The following is an 18829-nucleotide window of genomic DNA, read 5'->3' on the forward strand; positions in this document are numbered from 1 at the left end:
CCGATGTCGCGGTGAGCGCGCTGCGTTCACGCTCGTAACGCATGGCATCGTTGCCGTCTCGTTAAGGATTTACTTCTTGACGACGGGATGCACGGAGAGTTGACTTCACGCCACCTCGGCCGCACCGATGCGGCCTCGTCAGGGAGGTTGTGAAGGATGAAGGCAAGGACGCGCCGCGTGCTCGTCGGTACCGCCGCCATCGCGATGTCCGTCTCGCTGGCCGCCTGCGGGCAGGCCGGCGGCGACAGCGGTGACGGTGGGGACGACGGCAAGAAGCTGATCGGTCTGCTGCTGCCGGAGAACAAGACGACGCGGTACGAGGCCTTCGACCGGCCGCTGATCACGGACAAGATCAAGGAGCTGTGCTCCGACTGCGAGGTCAAGTACAACAACGCCTCGCAGGACACCCAGCAGCAGAAGAAGCAGTTCGACGCGCTGGTCACGCAGGGCGCGGACGTCATCATCCTGGATGCCGTCGACGCCACCGCCACCAAGTCCTGGGTCGACCGGGCCGCCGAGCAGGGCATCGAGGTCGTCGCCTACGACCGCCTGGCCGAGGGCGACGTCTCCGGCTACGTGTCCTACGACAACGAGGCCATCGGCAAGCTCCAGGGCGAGGGCATGGTGGAGGCGCTGGGCGACGACGCCGCGGACGCCCGCACCGTGATGATCAACGGTTCGCCCACCGACCCGAACGCCGCGCTGTTCAAGAAGGGCGCCCACTCCGTCCTCGACGAGCAGGTCGGCAAGATCGTCTACGAGCAGGACATCCCGGACTGGTCGCCGGACGAGGCCAACAAGAAGATGTCCGCCGCGATCACCTCGCTGGGCAAGGACGGCTTCGACGCCGTCTACTCCGCCAACGACGGCATGGCCGGCGGCATCATCACCGCCCTGAACAAGGCCGGAATATCCGACGTCCCCGTCGGCGGCCAGGACGCCGAACTCGCCGGTCTGCAGCGCATCGTGAAGGGCGAGCAGGCCTTCACCATCTACAAGGCGATCAAGCCCGAGGCCGAGACGACCGCTCAGATGGCCGTCGCCCTGCTCGAGGGCGAGAGCATCGAGAAGTTCGCGCCCGAGACGGTGGACAGCAAGAGCAAGAAGGGCATCCCCAGCAAGCTCTACGGCGCGAAGATCGTCACCAAGGACAACATCAAGGACACCCTCGTCGCGGACGGCGTGTACACGGCCGAGGAGATCTGCACCAAGCAGGTCGAGAAGGCCTGCAAGGCCGTCGGCCTGATGTGATCCCGCGGCCCGCTCCTCGCCCCCCGCCGGGGCCGGAGGAGCGGGCCCCCGCGGTGCGCCCGCCTCCAGGGCGCACCGCGCCGTACCGCCTTCACGGGAGCCCCGACCTGCCCCCGTACGCCTCCCCGCCCCGCCGACCGCCCCTGCCGGCCCGTCCGCGGCGGCGGGACGCGTGCACCGCCGGAAGCGCTCCCAGACAGATCGGAGTCGACCCAGTGCCGAACGAACCCGTGCTGGCCCTGCGCGGTGTGTCGAAACGGTTCGGTGCCGTCCAGGCGCTCACCGACGTACACCTCGAGATATCCCCGGGCGAGGTCGTCGCCCTCGTCGGCGACAACGGCGCCGGCAAGTCCACCCTCGTCAAGACCATCGCCGGCGTGCACGCCATCGACGACGGCCACATCGAGTGGAAGGGCCGCCCGGTCCAGATCCACCGCCCGCACGACGCGCAGGACCTCGGCATCGCCACCGTCTACCAGGACCTTGCGCTCTGCGACAACCTCGACGTCGTCGCCAACCTCTTCCTCGGCAGCGAGGTCCGCACCGCCACCGTGCTCGACGAGGTCGCCATGGAGCAGCGCGCCATGGAGCTGCTCAAGACGCTGTCCATCCGCATCCCCAGCGTCCGCATCCCGGTGGCCTCGCTGTCCGGCGGTCAGCGGCAGGTCGTCGCCATCGCCCGCGCGCTGATCGGCGAGCCGCAGGTGGTCATCCTCGACGAGCCGACGGCCGCCCTCGGCGTCGAGCAGACCGCCCAGGTGCTCGACCTCGTCGAGCGGCTGCGCGAACGCGGCCTCGGCGTCATCCTCATCAGCCACAACATGGCCGACGTCCAGGCCGTGGCCGACCGCGTCGCGGTACTCCGGCTCGGCCGCAACAACGGTGTCTTCTCCGTCCGGGACACCTCCCACGAAGAGATCATCGCCGCGATCACCGGTGCCACCGACAACGCGGTGACCCGTCGCCAGGCACGTACGACGGAGGCAGCGAAGTGAGCGACACCGCCAAGTCCACGGTCACCAAGGAGAAGGCCGACGGCACCCCGGAGCCCGCCACCGAACAGGCCGTCGACCCGCGGCTGCTGGTCCGCCAGCAGGGCTTCGCGGGCTACCTGAGCGACTTCAAGCGCCGGGTGCGCGGCGGTGAACTCGGTTCCATCCCGGTCGTCATCGGCCTGATCGTCATCGCTGTCATCTTCCAGTCGCTCGACCCCACCTTCCTCTCGGCGCGCAGCCTGAGCGACATCAGCGTCTACACCGCGGGCCTGGGCATCATGGCCATCGGCATCGTGTTCGTGCTGCTGCTCGGCGAGATCGACCTGTCGGTCGGCTCGGTGGCCGGCGTCGGCGCCGCGATGTGGGCGGTGCTCAGCGTCACCCACCAGCTGAACGACCTGCTGTCCGTGCTGATCGCGCTGGCCACCGGTGGTCTCATCGGCCTGCTGCACGGGTTCTTCTTCGCCAAGGTCGGCGTCCCCGCGTTCGTCGTCACCCTCGCCGGCTTCCTCGGCTGGAGCGGCCTGCAGATCTGGATGATGGGCAACGAGGGCAGCATCAACACGCCCTCGAACAGCCTCGTCCAGGACATCACCGGCTACTACTTCAGCGACAAGGCCGCCGCCTACGCGCTGGCCCTCGTCGCCGTCGGCGGCTACCTCTTCGCGCTGCTGCGCGACACCCGGCGCCGCCGTACCGCCGGCCTGCCGCACCGGCCGGTCAGCGAGATCGCGCTGCGCGCGGGCGTCATCGCCGTCATCGCCTTCGGCGCGGCCTACCAGCTCAACGAGCCGGCCGGGGCGCGCGGCCTGCCGCTGGCGCTGCTGATCTTCCTGATCGTCCTCTTCGTCGCGGACTTCGTCTCCCGCCGCACCACCTACGGCCGGCAGATCTTCGCCGTCGGCGGCAACGCGGAGGCCGCCCGGCGGGCGGGCATCAACGTGGAGAAGATCCGCATCACGGTGTTCGGCATCGCCGGCATGCTCGCGGCCTTCGGCGGTCTCTTCATCGCCAGCCAGCAGGGCGGCGCCACCAAGAACCTCGGCGCCGGCAACACCCTCATGAACGTGATCGCCGCCGCCGTCATCGGCGGCACCAGCCTCTTCGGCGGCCGCGGCAAGATCCTCTCCGCGCTGCTCGGCGCCCTGGTGATCATGTCCATCCAGCAGGGGCTGAACCTGCTCGGCATGGCCAGCGAGATCCAGTACATGATCACCGGCGCGGTGCTGCTGGCCGCCGTCGTGATCGACTCCGTCTCCCGCCGCACGCAGAAGACCGCAGGACGCACCTGACCTGCCGTCCCGACCCCAGGCACACCCGTGCCCGGCTCCGTAAGGGGCCGGGCACGGGCGTGTCACAGGTCCGCACGGGTGACGCGAAACCGGCCGGTCGGGGCCGGGCGGGCGAACGTCCAGGCGAACGGGACATTAGACTCGACGGATCGGCACGGCTCGACAGCAGCTCGAAGCAAGGAGGCACGGGTGGCACTGCTGACCCGCATCACCGGACCGCGCGATCTGGACCGGCTCAGCCCGCAGCAGCTGGAGCAGCTGGCCGAGGAGATCCGGACGTTCCTCGTCGATTCGGTCTCCCGCACCGGCGGTCACCTCGGCCCCAACCTCGGCGTCGTGGAACTCACCATCGCGCTGCACCGGGTGTACGACTCCCCGCGCGACAAGATCCTCTTCGACACCGGACACCAGTCCTACGTGCACAAGCTGCTCACCGGGCGGCAGGACTTCTCCAAGCTGCGCGCCCAGGGCGGCCTCTCCGGCTACCCCTCGCGCGCCGAGTCCGCGCACGACGTCATCGAGAACAGCCACGCCTCCACCGTCCTCGGCTGGGCCGACGGCCTCGCCAAGGCCAACGAGATCCGCCGCACCGGCGACCACGTCGCCGCCGTCATCGGCGACGGCGCGCTGACCGGCGGCATGGCCTGGGAGGCGCTCAACAACATCGCCGACGCCAAGGACCGCCCGCTGGTCATCGTCGTCAACGACAACGAGCGCTCCTACGCGCCGACCATCGGCGGCCTCGCCAACCACCTCGCCACGCTGCGCACCACCGACGGCTACGAGCGCTTCCTCGCCCGCGGCAAGGACGTCCTCAACCGCACCCCGGTGGTGGGCAAGCCCCTGTACGAGACGCTGCACGGCGCGAAGAAGGGGCTCAAGGACCTCGTCGCGCCGCAGGGCATGTTCGAGGACCTGGGCCTGAAGTACGTCGGCCCCATCGACGGGCACGACATCGAGGCCGTCGAGTCGGCGCTGCAGCGCGCCAAGCGCTTCGGCGGGCCGGTCATCGTGCACGTGCTGACGGAGAAGGGCCGCGGCTACCAGCCCGCGCGCCAGGACGAGGCCGACCAGTTCCACGCCGTGGGCGTCATCCATCCCGACACCGGCCTGCCGGTGAAGTCCTCCGGCGCCGACTGGACCTCCGTCTTCGGCGAGGAGATGGTGAAGCTCGGCCGCGAACGCGAGGACGTCGTCGCCATCACCGCCGCGATGATGCGCCCGGTCGGCCTGCACGACTTCGCACAGGAGTTCCCCGAACGGGTCTTCGACGTCGGCATCGCCGAGCAGCACGGCGCGGTGTCCGCGGCCGGACTGGCCACCGGCGGACTGCACCCCGTCTTCGCGGTGTACGCCACCTTCCTCAACCGGGCCTTCGACCAGGTGCTGATGGACGTCGCCCTGCACAAGTGCGGCGTCACCTTCGTCCTGGACCGGGCCGGGGTCACCGGCACGGACGGCGCGTCGCACAACGGCATGTGGGACATGTCGGTGCTCCAGTGCGTGCCCGGCCTGCGGCTCGCCGCGCCGCGCGACGCGGAGCAGCTGCGCGCACAGCTGCGGGAGGCGGTGGACGTCGACGACGCGCCGACCGTCGTCCGCTACTCCAAGGGCGCCGTGGGACCGGCCGTCCCCGCCGTCGACACCGCCGGCGGCATGGACGTCCTGCGGAGGCCGGACACCGAGACCGCCGACGTGCTGCTGATCTCCGTCGGCGCGCTCGCCCCCATGTGCCTGGAGATCGCCGACCACCTGGACCGGCAGGGCATCTCCGCCACGGTGGTCGACCCGCGCTGGGTCAAGCCCGTCGACAAGGCGCTGCCGGAACTGGCCGCCGCCCACCGGGTGGTGGTCACCGTCGAGGACAACAGCCGTGCCGGCGGCGTCGGCTCCGCGATCGCGCAGGCGCTGCGGGACGCGTCGGTGGACGTCCCGCTGCGCGACTTCGGCATTCCGGAGAAGTTTCTCGACCACGGCTCGCGGGGCCAGGTGATGGCCGACATCGGCCTCACCGCGCCCGACATCGCGCGTCAGGTCACCGGCCTCGTCGCACGCCTCGACGGCCGCCTCCACGACGAGGCGGCCGTGGTCCGGCCACAGCACTAGTGACCACCCTGGTTTCCGTCCACACGAAACGGTAACTTCGCGACAAGGGCCCTTTCCGCAACTCGGTTCGCGGAAAGGGCCCTTGACAGCCCGACATGCCACTGAAACGATCGCTGCCACTCGATCGCTGTATTCACGTTGCCCGACGGTTCGAGGCCATCCGGCCCTGGTTGCCCTCCCGGCAATTCCCGCACAGGTAGTGGCGTGCCGGTTCCCGTGCGGAATTCCGCCTCCCCTACCGGTCGTCGTGAGCCGTTCGACACGACCCTGGGAGCTTGCATGGCGGAGTCACCTACGTCCGGTCGGGAATTCCGGCACCGTGTGACCCGGCATCTCCTCCTCGGTGACATCGCGCTGCAGTACCCGGTCCGGCCGGCGCCGGGTGCGGCGCTGCTCGCGGTCCGCCTGGCGGACGAGCCGGGCGACGCGGGCCGTGCGACGGAATACCTCACACCGGCCGACACGGCGCCGCGCGGCCTCCACCTCCTGCGGCCGGAGACCCGCACCCTGCCCGACCCGCCCGCCGGGTCCGGCGCGCCCGCCGCAACGTGGGCGGGCATCGCCGTGGACGAAGGCTTCGGCGCCCACCTCGACGAGGTGCTGCCGCCGGACGTGCGCACGGACACCCTGGCCCCCGTCCTGCTGCTGCGGACGCACCGGCAGGCGGCACAGCCCTTCACCGAGGTGCTGTCCTGCGCCCGGCTGCGCAAGGTCGGCATCCTGCTCGTGCGGACGGCGCGCTTCCCGCACGAGGCGGACGCCCCGGTCGCCGACCTCGTCGCCATGGCCGAGCGCGCCCGGGAGGCGGCGTCGGAGTACGCCGTCCCCCTCCTCTCCGAGGGGCGCGGGCTCACCACCTTCGAGAGCGGCACCGAGATCGAACAGAAGATCACGCTGGGGCCCGGCGCGTCCTCATGGCGGCTCACGAAGGAACTGTGGGCGCGGGCCGACCGCGGCCTCCTCGGCGACTTCATTCCGGAGCCCGGCTACGAACTCACCCGCTGGCATTTCGAGCAGCACACCTACGAGGTCCTGGAGCCCGCCGGGGAACGCGGCTATCTCGCCTTTCTCCGGGGCCGGGACGGCCGGTGGAACCTGAAGCGCAAACGCTTCGAACGAGAAGCACTCCGGCGCGAGGAGACGTTCCAGCGGGGCGTGGCGGTGACGGAATCCACCTTCGAGGAATTCCTCTCCCGGGAATACCCGGAACTCCTCGTACGGCGGCTCCCCGATTTCCGGAGGACCCGGTTCGACGTCAATGTGGAGTCCACCCGCACCGGCCACGCGTACGGAGTGGAGATCGACGAGGTGACGGTGGAGGGCGAGAGCGGGGGCGACGGCCCCCGGGTGCTCCGGCAGCTCGAGATCGAGTACCTGCACTCCCGGCTGCACGAGGGTCTCGACCCCGCGTCCATCGACGCCGACATCGCCGACCTCACCGGCCGGGTCGAGGACCACCTGAAGGCGAACGGCACCCCGGGGGAGCGGACCTTCTACTCCAAGCTCGCCTTCCTGCGGGAGTGCGCCGGCGAAGCGGCGGGACAGCAGTGAGCGGGCGGCTGGTCGTCATCGGGGCGAGCCCGTCCATCGCCGCCGTCGCACGCGAGGTCGACCCGGTAGCCGTGTTCCTCCAGCAGCCGGGCTCCCCGGTCGACGAGATCGTGCGGATCGGCTGCAACCTCTACACGACGGACTTCTCCCGCGACGAGGAACTGCGGGTGCTGCTGCGGGAGGTCGTCGCACCGCTCGGCGTGTCCGCCGTGGTCTCCGTGACCGAGACCGGGCAGCTGCCCGCGGCCGTCGCGAACGAGACGCTGGGCACCCCCGGGCTGCGCCCCGAGGTGGTGCGCCGCTTCCAGGACAAGGCCGTGATGCGGCAGCGGATGGCGCAGACCGTCCCCGACCTGTCGGTGCGGTACGCCGTCCCGGCCGACGGCGTGGAGGCCGCTCGCCGCATGCGCGCGTGGGGTGCGGCGCGCGCGGTGCTCAAGCCGCTCGAAGGAACGGCGAGCCGGGACGTGCGGATCGTCGCGGACCCGGCCGAGCTCGAACGGCTCGACCTCGGCGCGCCCGCCCTGCTGGAGGAGTTCGCCGAGGGCGACGAGTACAGCGCCGAGACGTTCAGCACCGGCGGAACCCACCGGCTGGTGGCCGTCACCCGCAAGCACCTCTTCGATGCCACGGTCGTCGAGGCGGCGCACGTCGTCCCCGCCCCCGGCCTGGACGACGGCGAGCAGGCGCTGGTGGAGAAGTGCGTGGCCCGCTTCCTGGACGCCATGGGGCTGACGGACGGCCCCGCGCACACCGAGTTCAGGCTGCGGGACGGCGAGTTCAGGATCATCGAGTCGCACACCCGGATCGGCGGCGACGGCATCACGCGCCTGGTGCAGCGGGTGACGGGTGTGGACCTCAAGCGCTGGAGCCTCGGCTGGTCCGCGGGGCTGACCGCAGCGGACTGCACCAGCGCACCGGAGGCGGGGGCCGCTGCCATCGCCTTCGTCACCGCCCCGCCCGGGAGGGTGACCGCGGTGCGGGTCCCGGACTTCGCCCCGCAGGGAGCGGACGTACGGGACGTCGACCTCTACGTCGGCCCCGGCGACGAGATCGGCGAGCTGACCGACTCCCGGCAGCGCGCCGGCCACGTGCTGGCGACGGGGGACGACCCGGCGACCGTACTCGCCGCCGTACGGGACCTGGCCGCCCGCGTCGTCGTGGAGACCGTACGGTGACCGCCGCCGCGCCCGTGGTGCTGCTCAGCCGCAACGTGTATGCGAGCCTCCACCGCGGCACCCGGTGTCTGGTCCCCACCGACGAGGTGGACGTCCGCCTCGTCACCCACCCGTACGGCGGGACGACGGGCCTCGACCCGGTCCGCTTCCCGCACGTCTCGGTCTGCGACACCAACGACGAGGAGCAGGTCCTCGCCGTTCTCCACTGGCTGGTGCGCCGGCACGGCGCACGCCGGATCGTCGCCGTGCACGAACGGATGCTGCTGCTCGCCGCCCGGGTGCGCGACGCCCACGCGCTGCCGGGCATGGACCTGCCCACCACGCTGCTCTTCCGCGACAAGGTGGCCATGAAGCGGGCGGTCGTCGCGGCGGACGCCGCCGCGGTGCCGCGGTTCGCCGAACTCCGGGGACCCGCGGACCTGGACGCGTTCGACTGGTCCGCGGGCCGCAAGGTCGTCAAGAGCCGGTGGGGCGTGGGAGCGGAGGACGTGCACGTCGTCGCCTCGCGGGCGGAGGCCGAGGCGGTCCTGGCCTCGCTCGGCACCGGCGGCGACGGCTGGGAGATCGAGGAGTACGTCGAGGGGCCCATGTACCACTGCGACGCGGTGGTGCAGGACGGTGCGGTGCGCTTCGCGGCGGTGTCCGAGTACCTCGCCAAGCCGGGCGACTTCGCCCCGGGGTCGGCGGCCGGCAGCATGCTGGTCGACCACGCGGACCCGGTGTGGGGCCGGATACGGGAGACCAACGCGCGGGTGCTGCGGGCCCTCGGCCTGCGCGACGGCGTCACCCACCTGGAGGTCTTCCGGACACCGGACGACGCGCTGGTCTTCTGCGAGGTCGCCGCCCGCCCCGGAGGCGGCGGCATCGACCGCATCGTGGAGCGGGCCTACGGCTGCAACCTCAACGAGGTGGCGTACCGGCTCCAGTCCGGGGTGGACCCGGGCCTCGGTGACGACGCCGCGACCCGCCCGGCGCGCGGGGCGTGGGCCGTACTGGGCTTCTACCCGGACGACTCTGGCGCGTCGCCGGCCCCCGGCATCCCGGAGGACCGCCACGCCGCGCTCGGTATCGCCGAGCACACCCGTTCCGACATCGCGGGCAGCGGCCCGCAGGGCGTCCGCCACTGCGTGGACTACCGGGACCGCTACGTCGTCGGCGCCGCCGACCGGAACGCCCTGGAAGCACGTCTTGCGGCGGTCCGCAGCGCCTACCGCTCCGCCTCCGGCGGCTCCTGACAGCCGCCTTCGTCCACGGAAGAACGAGGTGCCATGGGTTTCCTGCCCCGGCCGAAGCGTGTCCTCACCGAACCGCCGCAGGGCCGCCGCGACTTCTGGGTGTTCGTCTCCTCCGGGCTCTTCGCCCGCGGCGGCGACCAGCTCTTCACCATCGCCGTCCCGCTGAGCGTGCTCGCGGCGACGGAGTCGGTCGCCGGCACGGTGCTGGCCTTCTCCGCCCGGGTCGCGGCCTACCTGCTCTCGCCGTTCATCGGCATGCTGATCGACTCCTTCGACCGGCGTGACGTCTACATCCTGGCCCAGCTCTACCAGGCGCTGTGCCTGGGCCTCATCGCCCTCTTCCTGGACGACGTCCTCGTCCTGGCGGTGCTGGTACTGCTCTCCGGACTCGGCGCGGTGGTCGCGAACATCTCCAGCTACTTCGTGCTGGTGCCCAGACTCGTCACCCCGGAGCGACGGTCCAAGGCGCTCAGCGACTACAGCGCCCTGCGCGAGGTCGTGAAGATCGTCGGACCGCTGTCCGCGGGGGGCATCGTGGTGCTCGCAGGCGGCGCCACGGCCCTGGTCTTCACCTGCGCGCTGTTCGCGCTGTCCGCCCTGGTGGCGCTGTTCGTGCCCCGGGTGGTCATCGAGGAGGAGGAGCCCGCCGAGCCGGGGGAGAAGCCCCGGCGCGCGCTGAGCGTGGGCTTCTCCTGGCTGTGGCGCAACGGCTCCGCCATCGCGCTGGTCGCCACCATGACGCTGGCGAACATCGGCGTCGGCACGCTCGACGTCATCTTCATCACGCTGCTCGGCGACTCCGGCATGGCCGCGACCGGGATCGGACTGGTGGTCTCCATCGGTGCGGTCGGCGCCGCCGCCGGCACCTGGGCCGCGGGCAGGCTCTTCCCCCGGTCGTCCTTCCAGCGCCGCATCCTGTACTGGCAGCTGGCCGCGCTGGCCGGTGTCACGGTGATGGCCGTACCGGTGCTCCAGGTCCGGGTCGTCGGCTACGTGATCACGACGTTCGCGCTCGGCGCCAGCAACATCAACTCCATCCGGTACCGCCAGGAGTCGATACCGATGGCCATCTCCGGCCGGGTCAACTCCGTGATGCGCATGTTCATCACCGGTGCGATCCCGCTGTCCGCGGTCGTGTTCGCCTTCTTCCACAAGTGGGCGCCGTCCGAACTGCACTGGACGCCGGTCGTCCTGTTCAGCGCGCTGGGCGTGGCCGTGTGGGCGTGGTACCTCGCGCGGGCGGGCCGCCGCTCGCCGCAGCAGCCGGACGGTACCGGGGGAGACGCCGTCGCCGCCGCGGACCGCGGCGCGGCGTCACGCGGATGACCAGGTCGTCGCGGTCGACGCCCCGTCCGTGCGGTACACCTCCCGGCCCACGGCCGCGTTGACGATCCGTGCGCTGCGCCAGGCGGAAAGGCTCAGGTTCGGGTCGGCGATGCCGTGGCTGTCCTCGGCGAAGTTCTGCACGAAGACGCGGAGACCGGGCGGCCCGTCCCAGTCCAGCGAGTAGTCGCGCCGCACCCGGAAACCGCCGTCGTCCCCGGTCAGCGCCTCCCGCAGCGGTTCCAGGTAGTCCGGGAACCGGCTGCGGTACCCGGTGCAGAAGACGACGACGTCGGCGGGCACGGTCTCCCGCACGTCGCGGTCCGTGTCCAGCACCGAGACCTCGAGCCCGTCCGCGTGCCCGCGCAGGTCGGTGACGCGGCGGCAGGGCAGCAGCCGGTGGGACAGCGTGCCGCCCTCCAGGTGGTCGAGGCGGTAGAGGCGCTGGTAGATCTTGCGCAGCAGCGACTCGGACACGCCGTCACTGGCCAGTCGCTGACGCCCCAGCAGGTCCGCACGCCGGCCGGCGGGCAGTGAGTGGAAGTAGTCCACGTAGGACGGCGCGAACCACTCGTTGCTGAACGGCGAGTCGTCGATCGGGAGGAAGCCCACCCGGCTGGACACCCAGGTGAGTTCGGCCGGTGTCGCCGCGTCCTCGGAGAGCAGGTAGTTCACCACCTCGGCGCCGCTCTGCCCGGCCCCGACCACCATGACCCGCCGTCCGGCCAGGTCGGGGCGGACGGACAGCAGCTCGCTGCCGTGCAGCACGCGCGAACCGTGGAACGCGGCGGCGAAGGGCGGCAGGTACGGCTCCCGCCCGGAGCCCAGCACCAGGCTGCGGGCCGTGGCCGTCAGACCCGAGTCGCAGACCACCTCGAAGCGGTCGCCCACCACGGACACGGACTTGACGCGGGACTGCCAGTGGATGTCCGGGAGGCGCCCGGCGGCCCACTGGTAGTACTGCTCGAACTCCTGCCGCGAGCAGCTCATCCCGTTGGCCACCAGGGCGCGGAAGATGCGGCCCTGCTCCGAGAGGAAGTTGAGGAAGGAGAAGCGGCTGGTCGGATCGACGAGCGTGACCAGGTCCTTGAGGTAGGAGACCTGGAGCCAGGCGTCCGGAAGCATCAGCCCCGGGTGCCAGCGGAAGCGCGGCTTCGACTCGAGAAAACCGGCCCGCAGCCCCTCGACCGGTTCGGCGAGTGCCGCGAGGCTCAGGTTCGACGGTCCTACACCGATTCCGACAAGGTCGAACGATTCCATGGGCACCCTTCTCGCGCGTGTTTCGCCCCGGGACCGCTTCCGGCCGCCGTCCATAATTCTCCCGCGCTGCGCGCAAGGTCGCGTCCGCGGCAGAAGTGTGAAGGACGCCCGAGGCGCTTGGCAAGATATCCGGAGGAAATCCCGCGTCCCTCTGCTCTTTTCCCTCGCGTCACCCTGCCAGTGCCCTCCCACGGATCGTGGCGATAACGGGCATAAGCGGGCAAGGGGCGGAAGTGCGAAGGGATCCCGCAGTTCTCGTGAGTCCCCTGACGTGCTGTGTCCCCGGAGAGCGGTGGGACTCGAACTGCAGGCGAACCATGCCTTGTTCGCCGGTGAACGCTGAGGTACGTTTCCTGGCGCACGAGTGGGCAGCCCGGTGGGGAGGCTCGCGACGGGCATTCTCCTTGTCTGGTGCTTTTCCTAGTTTCTTCGTGTGCAGCCCTGGACAACCGCAAATGGGTATCGGTTTCTCACTAGTGAGGGTGCAATGAGTCAGGACACCGCGGGCGTAGCGTCGGTGAAGCCGTTCGACTTCGGTCTCGAATACATTCGTGAGCACTTCGGAAGCAACACGGCGCTCTTCACGCAGCAGATGACGCACAACGTGTACCGCGAGAATCCCGAGCCGCTCATCGACCACCTGCTGCGGTGTCTCGACCTGAACGGAACCGAATCGGTCCTGGACCTCGGCTGCGGAAACGGATTCATTCTCCGGGACGTGGTCAGCCGGCTCCGGCACGGCGGCCGCGCCGTGGCCATGGACATCTCCCCGGCCATGCTGGAGCTCGCCAAGCGCAACGCCACCATCGCCTGGGCGCCGCTGGAGTTCACCGAGGGCCGGGCCGAGGACCTCTCGCGCTTCGCGGACGGCAGCTTCACCCGCGTCATGGCCAACTACATCTTCCACTACATCGAGGACCCCGACCTGGTCTGCTCTCAGATCGCCCGCGTCCGCGACCCGAAGGGCCTCGCGATCGTCACCATCGAGGCGCGCCGCTCCATGCCGGAGATGTACGACCTGCACTTCGAGACCATGGAGAAGCTCGGCTTCCCCGCGGACTTCATCGACCGGCTGCCGCGCGGGCGCCGCGGCAAGATGACGCTCGACAACACCGAGGAGACGCTCGTCCGGCACTTCGACAGCGTCGAGGAGCGGCCGTACGTGGACGCCCTGCGCTTCGAGACGCCGCAGCCGTTCATGGACTTCTACTCGGCGGGCCACCGGCTGCTCGGCGTCCAGGCCATGGGCGGCGACGACATCACGCAGGAGATGAAGGACGAGCTGTACCGGGGCGTCGAGAAGGCCGTCAGCGACCGCATCGCGGAGGTCGGCCACTTCGAGGTCAGCAAGCGCAACTCGGTCTTCGTCTGCGCCTGACCCCGCGCCCGAGCCGGAAGGACACCAGATGACAGGCGCATCCCGCTCCGTGCAGCGCGTCGCCCTCTTCGGGCTGCCCGGAGCCGGCAAGTCGACGGCCGCCGGCCTGCTGCGGCGGACGGTGGCCGGCATGGGACGGCACGTCGAGGTGATCAAGCTCGCCGCCCCGCTGTACGACGTGCAGGCCGCCTTCTACGCGCGAGCACGCACCCGGCTCGCCGAAGGGCAGCAGGACGGCGAGCTGCTCAACTTCCTGGGCTCCCACTTCCGGACGGCGGCCCCGGGCCTCCTGCTGGAGGACTTCGCTCAGCGCGCGGCCGCCGCCGAACTCGCGGGCGCCGACGTGCTGCTGTGCGACGACGCCCGCCCCGCCGACCTCGACGGTCTCCGCGACCAGGGGTTCACGCTGGTGCGGGTGACGGCGCCGGACACGTTGCGGCGGGAACGCAAGGCCGGCCGCGGCGACCGGCGGGCCGGCCGGGACGACCACCCCACGGAGCTCGGCGGCGACGGCGTCGAGGCCGACCTGGTCCTCGACAACGCGGCCGACCTCCCCGCGCTGGAGGAGCAGGTCGTCGAACTCGCCAAGCGGCTGCCCGCCGCCCCGGCGGGGCAGGAGGCCGCCGAGCAGGTCGTCGCCTCCCTCGTCGGGCTGGCCCGGGAGGTCATCACCGAGCGCTACGCCGAGAACCGGCACCAGATCGGGGCGGTGGTCGTCACCGGCGACGGGCGGGTGTTCACCGGCATCCACCTCGAGGCGATGGTGGGCCGCGCCTCGGTCTGCGCCGAGGCCGTCGCTCTCGGCCAGGCCCGCGCGGCGGGCGCCGGCGACCTGATGCTGGCGCTGGCGGTACGTCACCCCAAGCCCTCCGAGGAGCGCCGGGACATCAAGCTCGTACCCCCCTGCGGCCTGTGCCGGGAACTGCTGCTCGACTACGGTCCCCGCGTCAGCACGGTCGTCCAGGACGGAGACGAGATGCGCGTCGTGCCCCTCGCCTCCCTCCTGCCGCACAAATACGTGGGGACCAAGTGGCCCACCCGCTGACCCGGCCCGCCGCCCCCGAACCGCCCCCTCTCAGGCTGGTGATCACGTGACCACGTTCCGGGACTTCCTCGTCGACGAGTTCCCCGACGCCCCCGTCAGCGAGCTGAGCGGCTCGAACAACCTCGTGTACCTCGTGCGGACGGACCAGGGCCCGGTCGTCGCGAAGCACGTCGTCGACGGCGACATCCCGCTCGGCTATCTGGCCGAGGCGACCGCCGCGCTCGGGGAGCACCTGCCCGTCCAGCGCATCCACCGCGTCTGCCGCACGGAGGACGGGGACCCGTTCGACGCCGTCTTCGCGGAGTACGTGGAGGGGGAGAACCTGGCGGCGGCCATGGAGCGCGAGGACGACGGGCCGTCGACCGACGCGCTGGTGGACCACCTGTGCCGGTTCGTCCTGGCCTGCCGTCATCTCCCGCCGATGCGGGACGGCTACGGCCTGTACAAGCGGGAGGCGCCCGCTCTCGCCACCTGGCCCGAGTTCGTCGTCCACTACGGCCGCCGGTACTGGAACCGCGTCCGGCCGTTCTACGAGGGCACGGAGACCGCCGCGGCGGTGGACGCCTGGCTCGACGGAGGTTTCGCCGAGGCGGCCAAGGCCCACACGGCGCCGCACACGGTGGTCTCCATCGACGCGAACCTGAAGAACACCGTCGTCGCGCCGGACGGCCGGATGGTCGTGCTCAACGTGCCGATCGCCGCCCTGTCCGCGCCGGCCCACGCCGTCGGGGCGATCAGCCTCCACCTGAGGCACCGGCCCCCGTACAAGCCCTTCCTGGACGCCGCCGCCGAGCGGCTGTGCCCGGACGACGCGCCGCTCGTCCCGCACTTCGAACTCTGGGGCATGCTCGGCATCCTGTCCTTCTACGCCGTCCGGCAACCCGACCGGCGGCACGAGTGGCGCAACTGGGGTTCGCCGGTCCTCCTGGACGACGACTTCCGCGACCTGGTCCGCACCCACCTGCCTGCCCCGGAACGACCATGATCCTCACCGGCCAGGCCATCACCGAGGCCGTACGGGGCGGCGACATCGTCATCGACCCGTTCGACGACGACCGGGTCAACCCCAACAGCTACAACTACCGCCTCGGCCCGGAGATCTACCGGGTCGAGTCGGGCCCCGACCCGCGCCGCGACGCGGTGCAGGAACCGGTGGAGACCGTCGACGGGCGCTGCCTGCTCCGCAAGGGCCAGCTCTACCTCGGCCACACCCTGGAGCGCATCGGCTCCACCCGGTACGTCACCTCGCTCATCGGGCGCAGCTCCGTCGGCCGGCTCGGCCTGTTCGTCCAGCTGTCCGCCGACCTCGGGCACTGCGGAGCGGTTCACCGGTGGACGCTGGAACTCCTGCCCGCCCTCGACATCTACGTCTACCCGGGCCAGATCATCGGCCAGGTCTCGTTCTGGACCGCCACCGGCGACGTCCTGGCATACCGGGGCTGGTACGGGCGGCACGACCGGCCGATGCCCTCCAAGCTGCACAGGAACGACGTGCGACAGCCACAGATTCGAGAGTTGCAGTGATTCTCAGCGGTCATGAAATCCAGCGGCAGGTCGAGTCCGCGGCGATCACGGTGACGCCGTTCGACTCCGCGCTCATCAACCCCAACAGCATCGATCTCACGCTCGACGACACCCTGCTGCGCTACCGCGACCCGGTCATCGACCCGCGCGTCGAACCGGAGGTCGTGGAGGAGCGCATCCCGGCGGACGGCCTGGTGCTGGAGCCCATGAGCTTCTGCCTCGGCTCCTCCCGCGAGATCGTGGGGAGCACCGAGTACGTGCCGATGGTGCACGCCAAGTCCAGCACCGCCCGCGCCGGGCTGTTCGTGCACGTGACGGCCGACCTGATCGACATCGGCTCCATCGGCACCATCACCTTCCAGCTCTTCTCCACCCTCGCCCTGCGCGTGTACCCGGGGATGCGCATCGGGCAGATGACGTTCTGGAAGCCCCAGGGCGAGATCACGCTGTACTCCGGCAAGTACCAGGGATCCAAGGGCCCCCGGAAGTCGGAGATCTTCCGCGACCCGCACTGGGAGACGCTGGCACGATGACGACCGACCCGCAGCGTATGCACGCGTCGTGCGGCACGGCCCGGGTGGAACTCGTCGCCCCCGCCGAGGCCGTCGCCGAGTTCGGCCGGATGGCGGGCGACTTCGTGCGCCTGACCCCCGCCGCCGCCGACGACCGGCCCCCGCCCGCCCTCGTCCAGGTCGCCACCCGGGCTCCCCGGGGCGACGGCTGGCGCCGCCTCGCCTATTCCTCGGACTACGAACCCGACCGCGTGGTGTGGGTGGACGACGCCCGCCGGCGCATCGCCGTCGTCGGCGAGCCGTCCGAATGGCGGGCGCAGCAGACCCTGCGCTCCGTCCGCCACCTGCTGCGCTGGCAGGTCTACGCGGCGGGCGACCTGCTGCTGCACGGCGGGCTGGTGCGCATGGACGGCCGCGGCGTCGCCTTCGCCGGGGCGAAACGCTCCGGGAAGACCTCCAGCATCCTCAGCGCCCTCGTCCACGGCGGTGCCGACTTCGTGTCCAACGACGACCTGACGGTGGGGGAGACCCCCGACGGGGCGCTGCGCGGCTACGGATCACCCCGCACCGTGAACGTGCGCACCGACGCGCTGCTCGCCCTCGCCGAGTCGGCCCCGGCCGTCGCCCGCCTCCTCACCGACTCCACGCACCCCACCAACTCCTTCGAGGGACGGCACCGCACCGCCGAGGCGCTGCACACCGCCTCCGGCGCCGCCCTGCCCGGGTCGTTGTGGGTCCGCGCCGGAGAACTGTGCGCGACCGTCGGCTGCGACGCGGTCCCGGAGAGCCGGGTCGACGCCGTGGTCTTCCCCCGGTTCGAGGACCGCCCCGACGGGCCCGCCCTCGTACGGCTGGACCGCGAACAGTCCGCGGCGGAGCTGCGGCACCACATGGAGGACCGGGGCACCAAGTACGACCCGTTCCTCGCCGACTGGTACCCGCACACCGACGCCGCGCGCCGCGCCCGCCTGTGCGAACGGCTGCTGGACGAGGCCGTGTTCTTCCGGATGTCCCAGCACATGCACGGCCTGCGCGAAGCGACGGCGGCGCTGCGCGACGCGCTCCGCGCGGTGCCCGCGTGACCCTGCCGCCCCGCGGCGCCCCGGAACGTGAGGCCGCCGCCCTGCTCGTCACCGACGATGCCGGGCACGTCCTGCTGGTGCGCGGGCCGGGCCGCCGCGCCTCCTGGGCCCTCCCCGGCGGCACGGTGGCGGATGCGGGCACGCCCTGGGACACCGCCGTGCACGAGACCGCACGGTCCGTCGGCCTCACCCCGCGCCCGGGAGGGCTGCTGGCCGTCGACTGGCCCCACACGCCCCGTACGCCTCGCCCGACCGCGACGGACGCCCCTCCGGAGGAGGCGGCAGCCGCCCGGACCCGCGGCGCCCTCCTGGTGTTCGACGGCGGCGGCATCAGCCGCTCGGCGCGGCACCGCGTCACCTCCGCCCGGCGCGGAAGCGGCGAGGTGGCGTTCGTCCCCGTCGAGCAGCTGGACGGACGGGTCGGAGGCCGCGTCCGGCGCGTCGTCGAAGCCGCCCTCCGGGCACGGCGGGACGGCGGCCCCCGCTACCTGGAGGACGGGTGGGAACCGGCCGTCCTGAACACGATGCGCCGTCACGGCATCGCGCCGTGGGTGCACAGCGGGTCCGCGTGGAGCTGGTACGACGCGCCGGTACCCGACGAACTGCCCATCCGCCAGTCGTGGGTGTGGGTCTTCGCACCCGACGGCCGCGTGGTGATGTACGTGGACGACACCGGGCAGGCCGGCCTCCCCGGCGGAACGCTGGAGCCGTTCGAGCAGCGGGACGCCGCCGCGGCCTCCCGGCGCGAGGTGTGGGAGGAGACGCAGATCGAACTCCGCGGACTGCGCTACCTCGGATACCTCCGCGACGCCCCGCCGGACGGCCCGGCGTGCGCACGCGTCCGGATGGCCGCCGCCATCGCACGCGTCGGCCCCGCCGCGACGGACCCCGCCACCGGCACCGTCCACCGCAGGCTGCTGGTCCCGCCCCGCCTGGCCGCGGACCTGTGCGGCTGGGGGCCCTCCGCGGCGGGTCAGGTGGACGCCGCACTCCACGCCGCACGCAGCCTCGGCGTCGCGGAGTGCGCCCCCGGCGCCCCGGTGGAGGAGATCCCCGCGGACGGCGACGCGGCCCCCGGGAGGCGGCCCGGGCGATAG

16 protein-coding genes are annotated in these 18829 nt (G+C 71.6%); 15 read left to right on the forward strand and 1 reads right to left on the reverse strand.

Features of this window, described 5'->3' with window-relative positions:
• The first annotated feature begins 156 nt into the window (after positions 1 to 156).
• The 8 genes from K304_RS0114850 (at position 157) to K304_RS0114885 (ending at position 10934) form a co-directional block, all read left to right on the forward strand.
• Positions 157 to 1251 carry a sugar ABC transporter substrate-binding protein gene (locus K304_RS0114850; protein ID WP_027764390.1) on the forward strand — a complete coding sequence of 365 codons (1095 nt, stop codon included), beginning with the start codon at positions 157 to 159 and terminating at the stop codon, positions 1249 to 1251.
• Positions 1252 to 1466: 215 nt separating this feature from the next.
• Positions 1467 to 2246: an ATP-binding cassette domain-containing protein gene (locus tag K304_RS0114855; RefSeq protein ID WP_037790504.1), complete on the forward strand. Its 780-nt coding sequence runs from the start codon at positions 1467 to 1469 to the stop codon at positions 2244 to 2246.
• On the forward strand, positions 2243 to 3538 hold the full coding sequence (locus K304_RS0114860; protein WP_027764392.1) for an ABC transporter permease subunit: 1296 nt from the start codon (positions 2243 to 2245) through the stop codon (positions 3536 to 3538). The genes K304_RS0114855 and K304_RS0114860 overlap by 4 nt, the downstream gene beginning before the upstream one ends.
• A 189-nt stretch (positions 3539 to 3727) precedes the next feature.
• Positions 3728 to 5644 carry a 1-deoxy-D-xylulose-5-phosphate synthase gene (dxs, locus tag K304_RS0114865; RefSeq protein ID WP_027764393.1) on the forward strand — a complete coding sequence of 639 codons (1917 nt, stop codon included), beginning with the start codon at positions 3728 to 3730 and terminating at the stop codon, positions 5642 to 5644.
• 321 nt (positions 5645 to 5965) lie between these two features.
• Positions 5966 to 7195 (forward strand): hypothetical protein, encoded by a 1230-nt coding sequence (locus K304_RS33375; protein ID WP_027764394.1) that lies wholly within the window; start codon positions 5966 to 5968, stop codon positions 7193 to 7195.
• Entirely contained in the window at positions 7192 to 8373 is a 1182-nt protein-coding gene (locus tag K304_RS31730; protein WP_051308472.1) for an ATP-grasp domain-containing protein, read from the forward strand. Before K304_RS33375 ends, K304_RS31730 begins: the two co-directional genes overlap by 4 nt.
• The gene (locus K304_RS0114880) at positions 8370 to 9608 is read left to right on the forward strand and encodes a hypothetical protein (RefSeq protein WP_027764395.1); all 1239 of its coding nucleotides are present in this window, start codon (positions 8370 to 8372) and stop codon (positions 9606 to 9608) included. The genes K304_RS31730 and K304_RS0114880 overlap by 4 nt, the downstream gene beginning before the upstream one ends.
• 33 nt (positions 9609 to 9641) lie before the next feature.
• Positions 9642 to 10934, forward strand: coding sequence for an MFS transporter (locus K304_RS0114885; RefSeq protein ID WP_027764396.1), 1293 nt, complete (start codon positions 9642 to 9644; stop codon positions 10932 to 10934).
• Here K304_RS0114885 and K304_RS0114890 read toward each other — a convergent pair.
• Positions 10923 to 12191, reverse strand: a complete 1269-nt coding sequence (locus K304_RS0114890; protein ID WP_027764397.1) for a SidA/IucD/PvdA family monooxygenase — start codon at positions 12189 to 12191, stop codon at positions 10923 to 10925. The genes K304_RS0114885 and K304_RS0114890 overlap by 12 nt on opposite strands.
• Before the next feature lie 487 nt (positions 12192 to 12678).
• On the opposite strand from K304_RS0114890, the gene K304_RS29145 reads away from it, so the two are divergent.
• Genes K304_RS29145 through K304_RS33385 form a run of 7 tightly spaced genes read left to right on the forward strand, consistent with a single transcriptional unit; the run spans position 12679 to position 18829 of the window.
• Positions 12679 to 13569, forward strand: a complete 891-nt coding sequence (locus K304_RS29145) for a class I SAM-dependent methyltransferase (protein WP_078529134.1) — start codon at positions 12679 to 12681, stop codon at positions 13567 to 13569.
• A 28-nt stretch (positions 13570 to 13597) separates the two neighbouring features.
• Positions 13598 to 14614, forward strand: a complete 1017-nt coding sequence (locus K304_RS33380) for a cytidine deaminase (RefSeq protein ID WP_158687350.1) — start codon at positions 13598 to 13600, stop codon at positions 14612 to 14614.
• A 46-nt stretch (positions 14615 to 14660) separates the two neighbouring features.
• Positions 14661 to 15599, forward strand: coding sequence for a phosphotransferase (locus K304_RS0114910; RefSeq protein ID WP_027764398.1), 939 nt, complete (start codon positions 14661 to 14663; stop codon positions 15597 to 15599).
• Positions 15596 to 16138, forward strand: coding sequence for a 2'-deoxycytidine 5'-triphosphate deaminase domain-containing protein (locus K304_RS29160; RefSeq protein ID WP_051308474.1), 543 nt, complete (start codon positions 15596 to 15598; stop codon positions 16136 to 16138). Before K304_RS0114910 ends, K304_RS29160 begins: the two co-directional genes overlap by 4 nt.
• Complete coding sequence (gene dcd / locus K304_RS0114920) at positions 16135 to 16671, forward strand: dCTP deaminase (RefSeq protein WP_027764399.1); 537 nt, start codon at positions 16135 to 16137, stop codon at positions 16669 to 16671. Before K304_RS29160 ends, dcd begins: the two co-directional genes overlap by 4 nt.
• Positions 16668 to 17732 (forward strand): hypothetical protein, encoded by a 1065-nt coding sequence (locus K304_RS0114925; protein WP_027764400.1) that lies wholly within the window; start codon positions 16668 to 16670, stop codon positions 17730 to 17732. The genes dcd and K304_RS0114925 overlap by 4 nt, the downstream gene beginning before the upstream one ends.
• Positions 17729 to 18829, forward strand: coding sequence for an NUDIX domain-containing protein (locus tag K304_RS33385; protein ID WP_051308475.1), 1101 nt, complete (start codon positions 17729 to 17731; stop codon positions 18827 to 18829). Before K304_RS0114925 ends, K304_RS33385 begins: the two co-directional genes overlap by 4 nt.

The organism is Streptomyces sp. CNS606 (assembly GCF_000426325.1).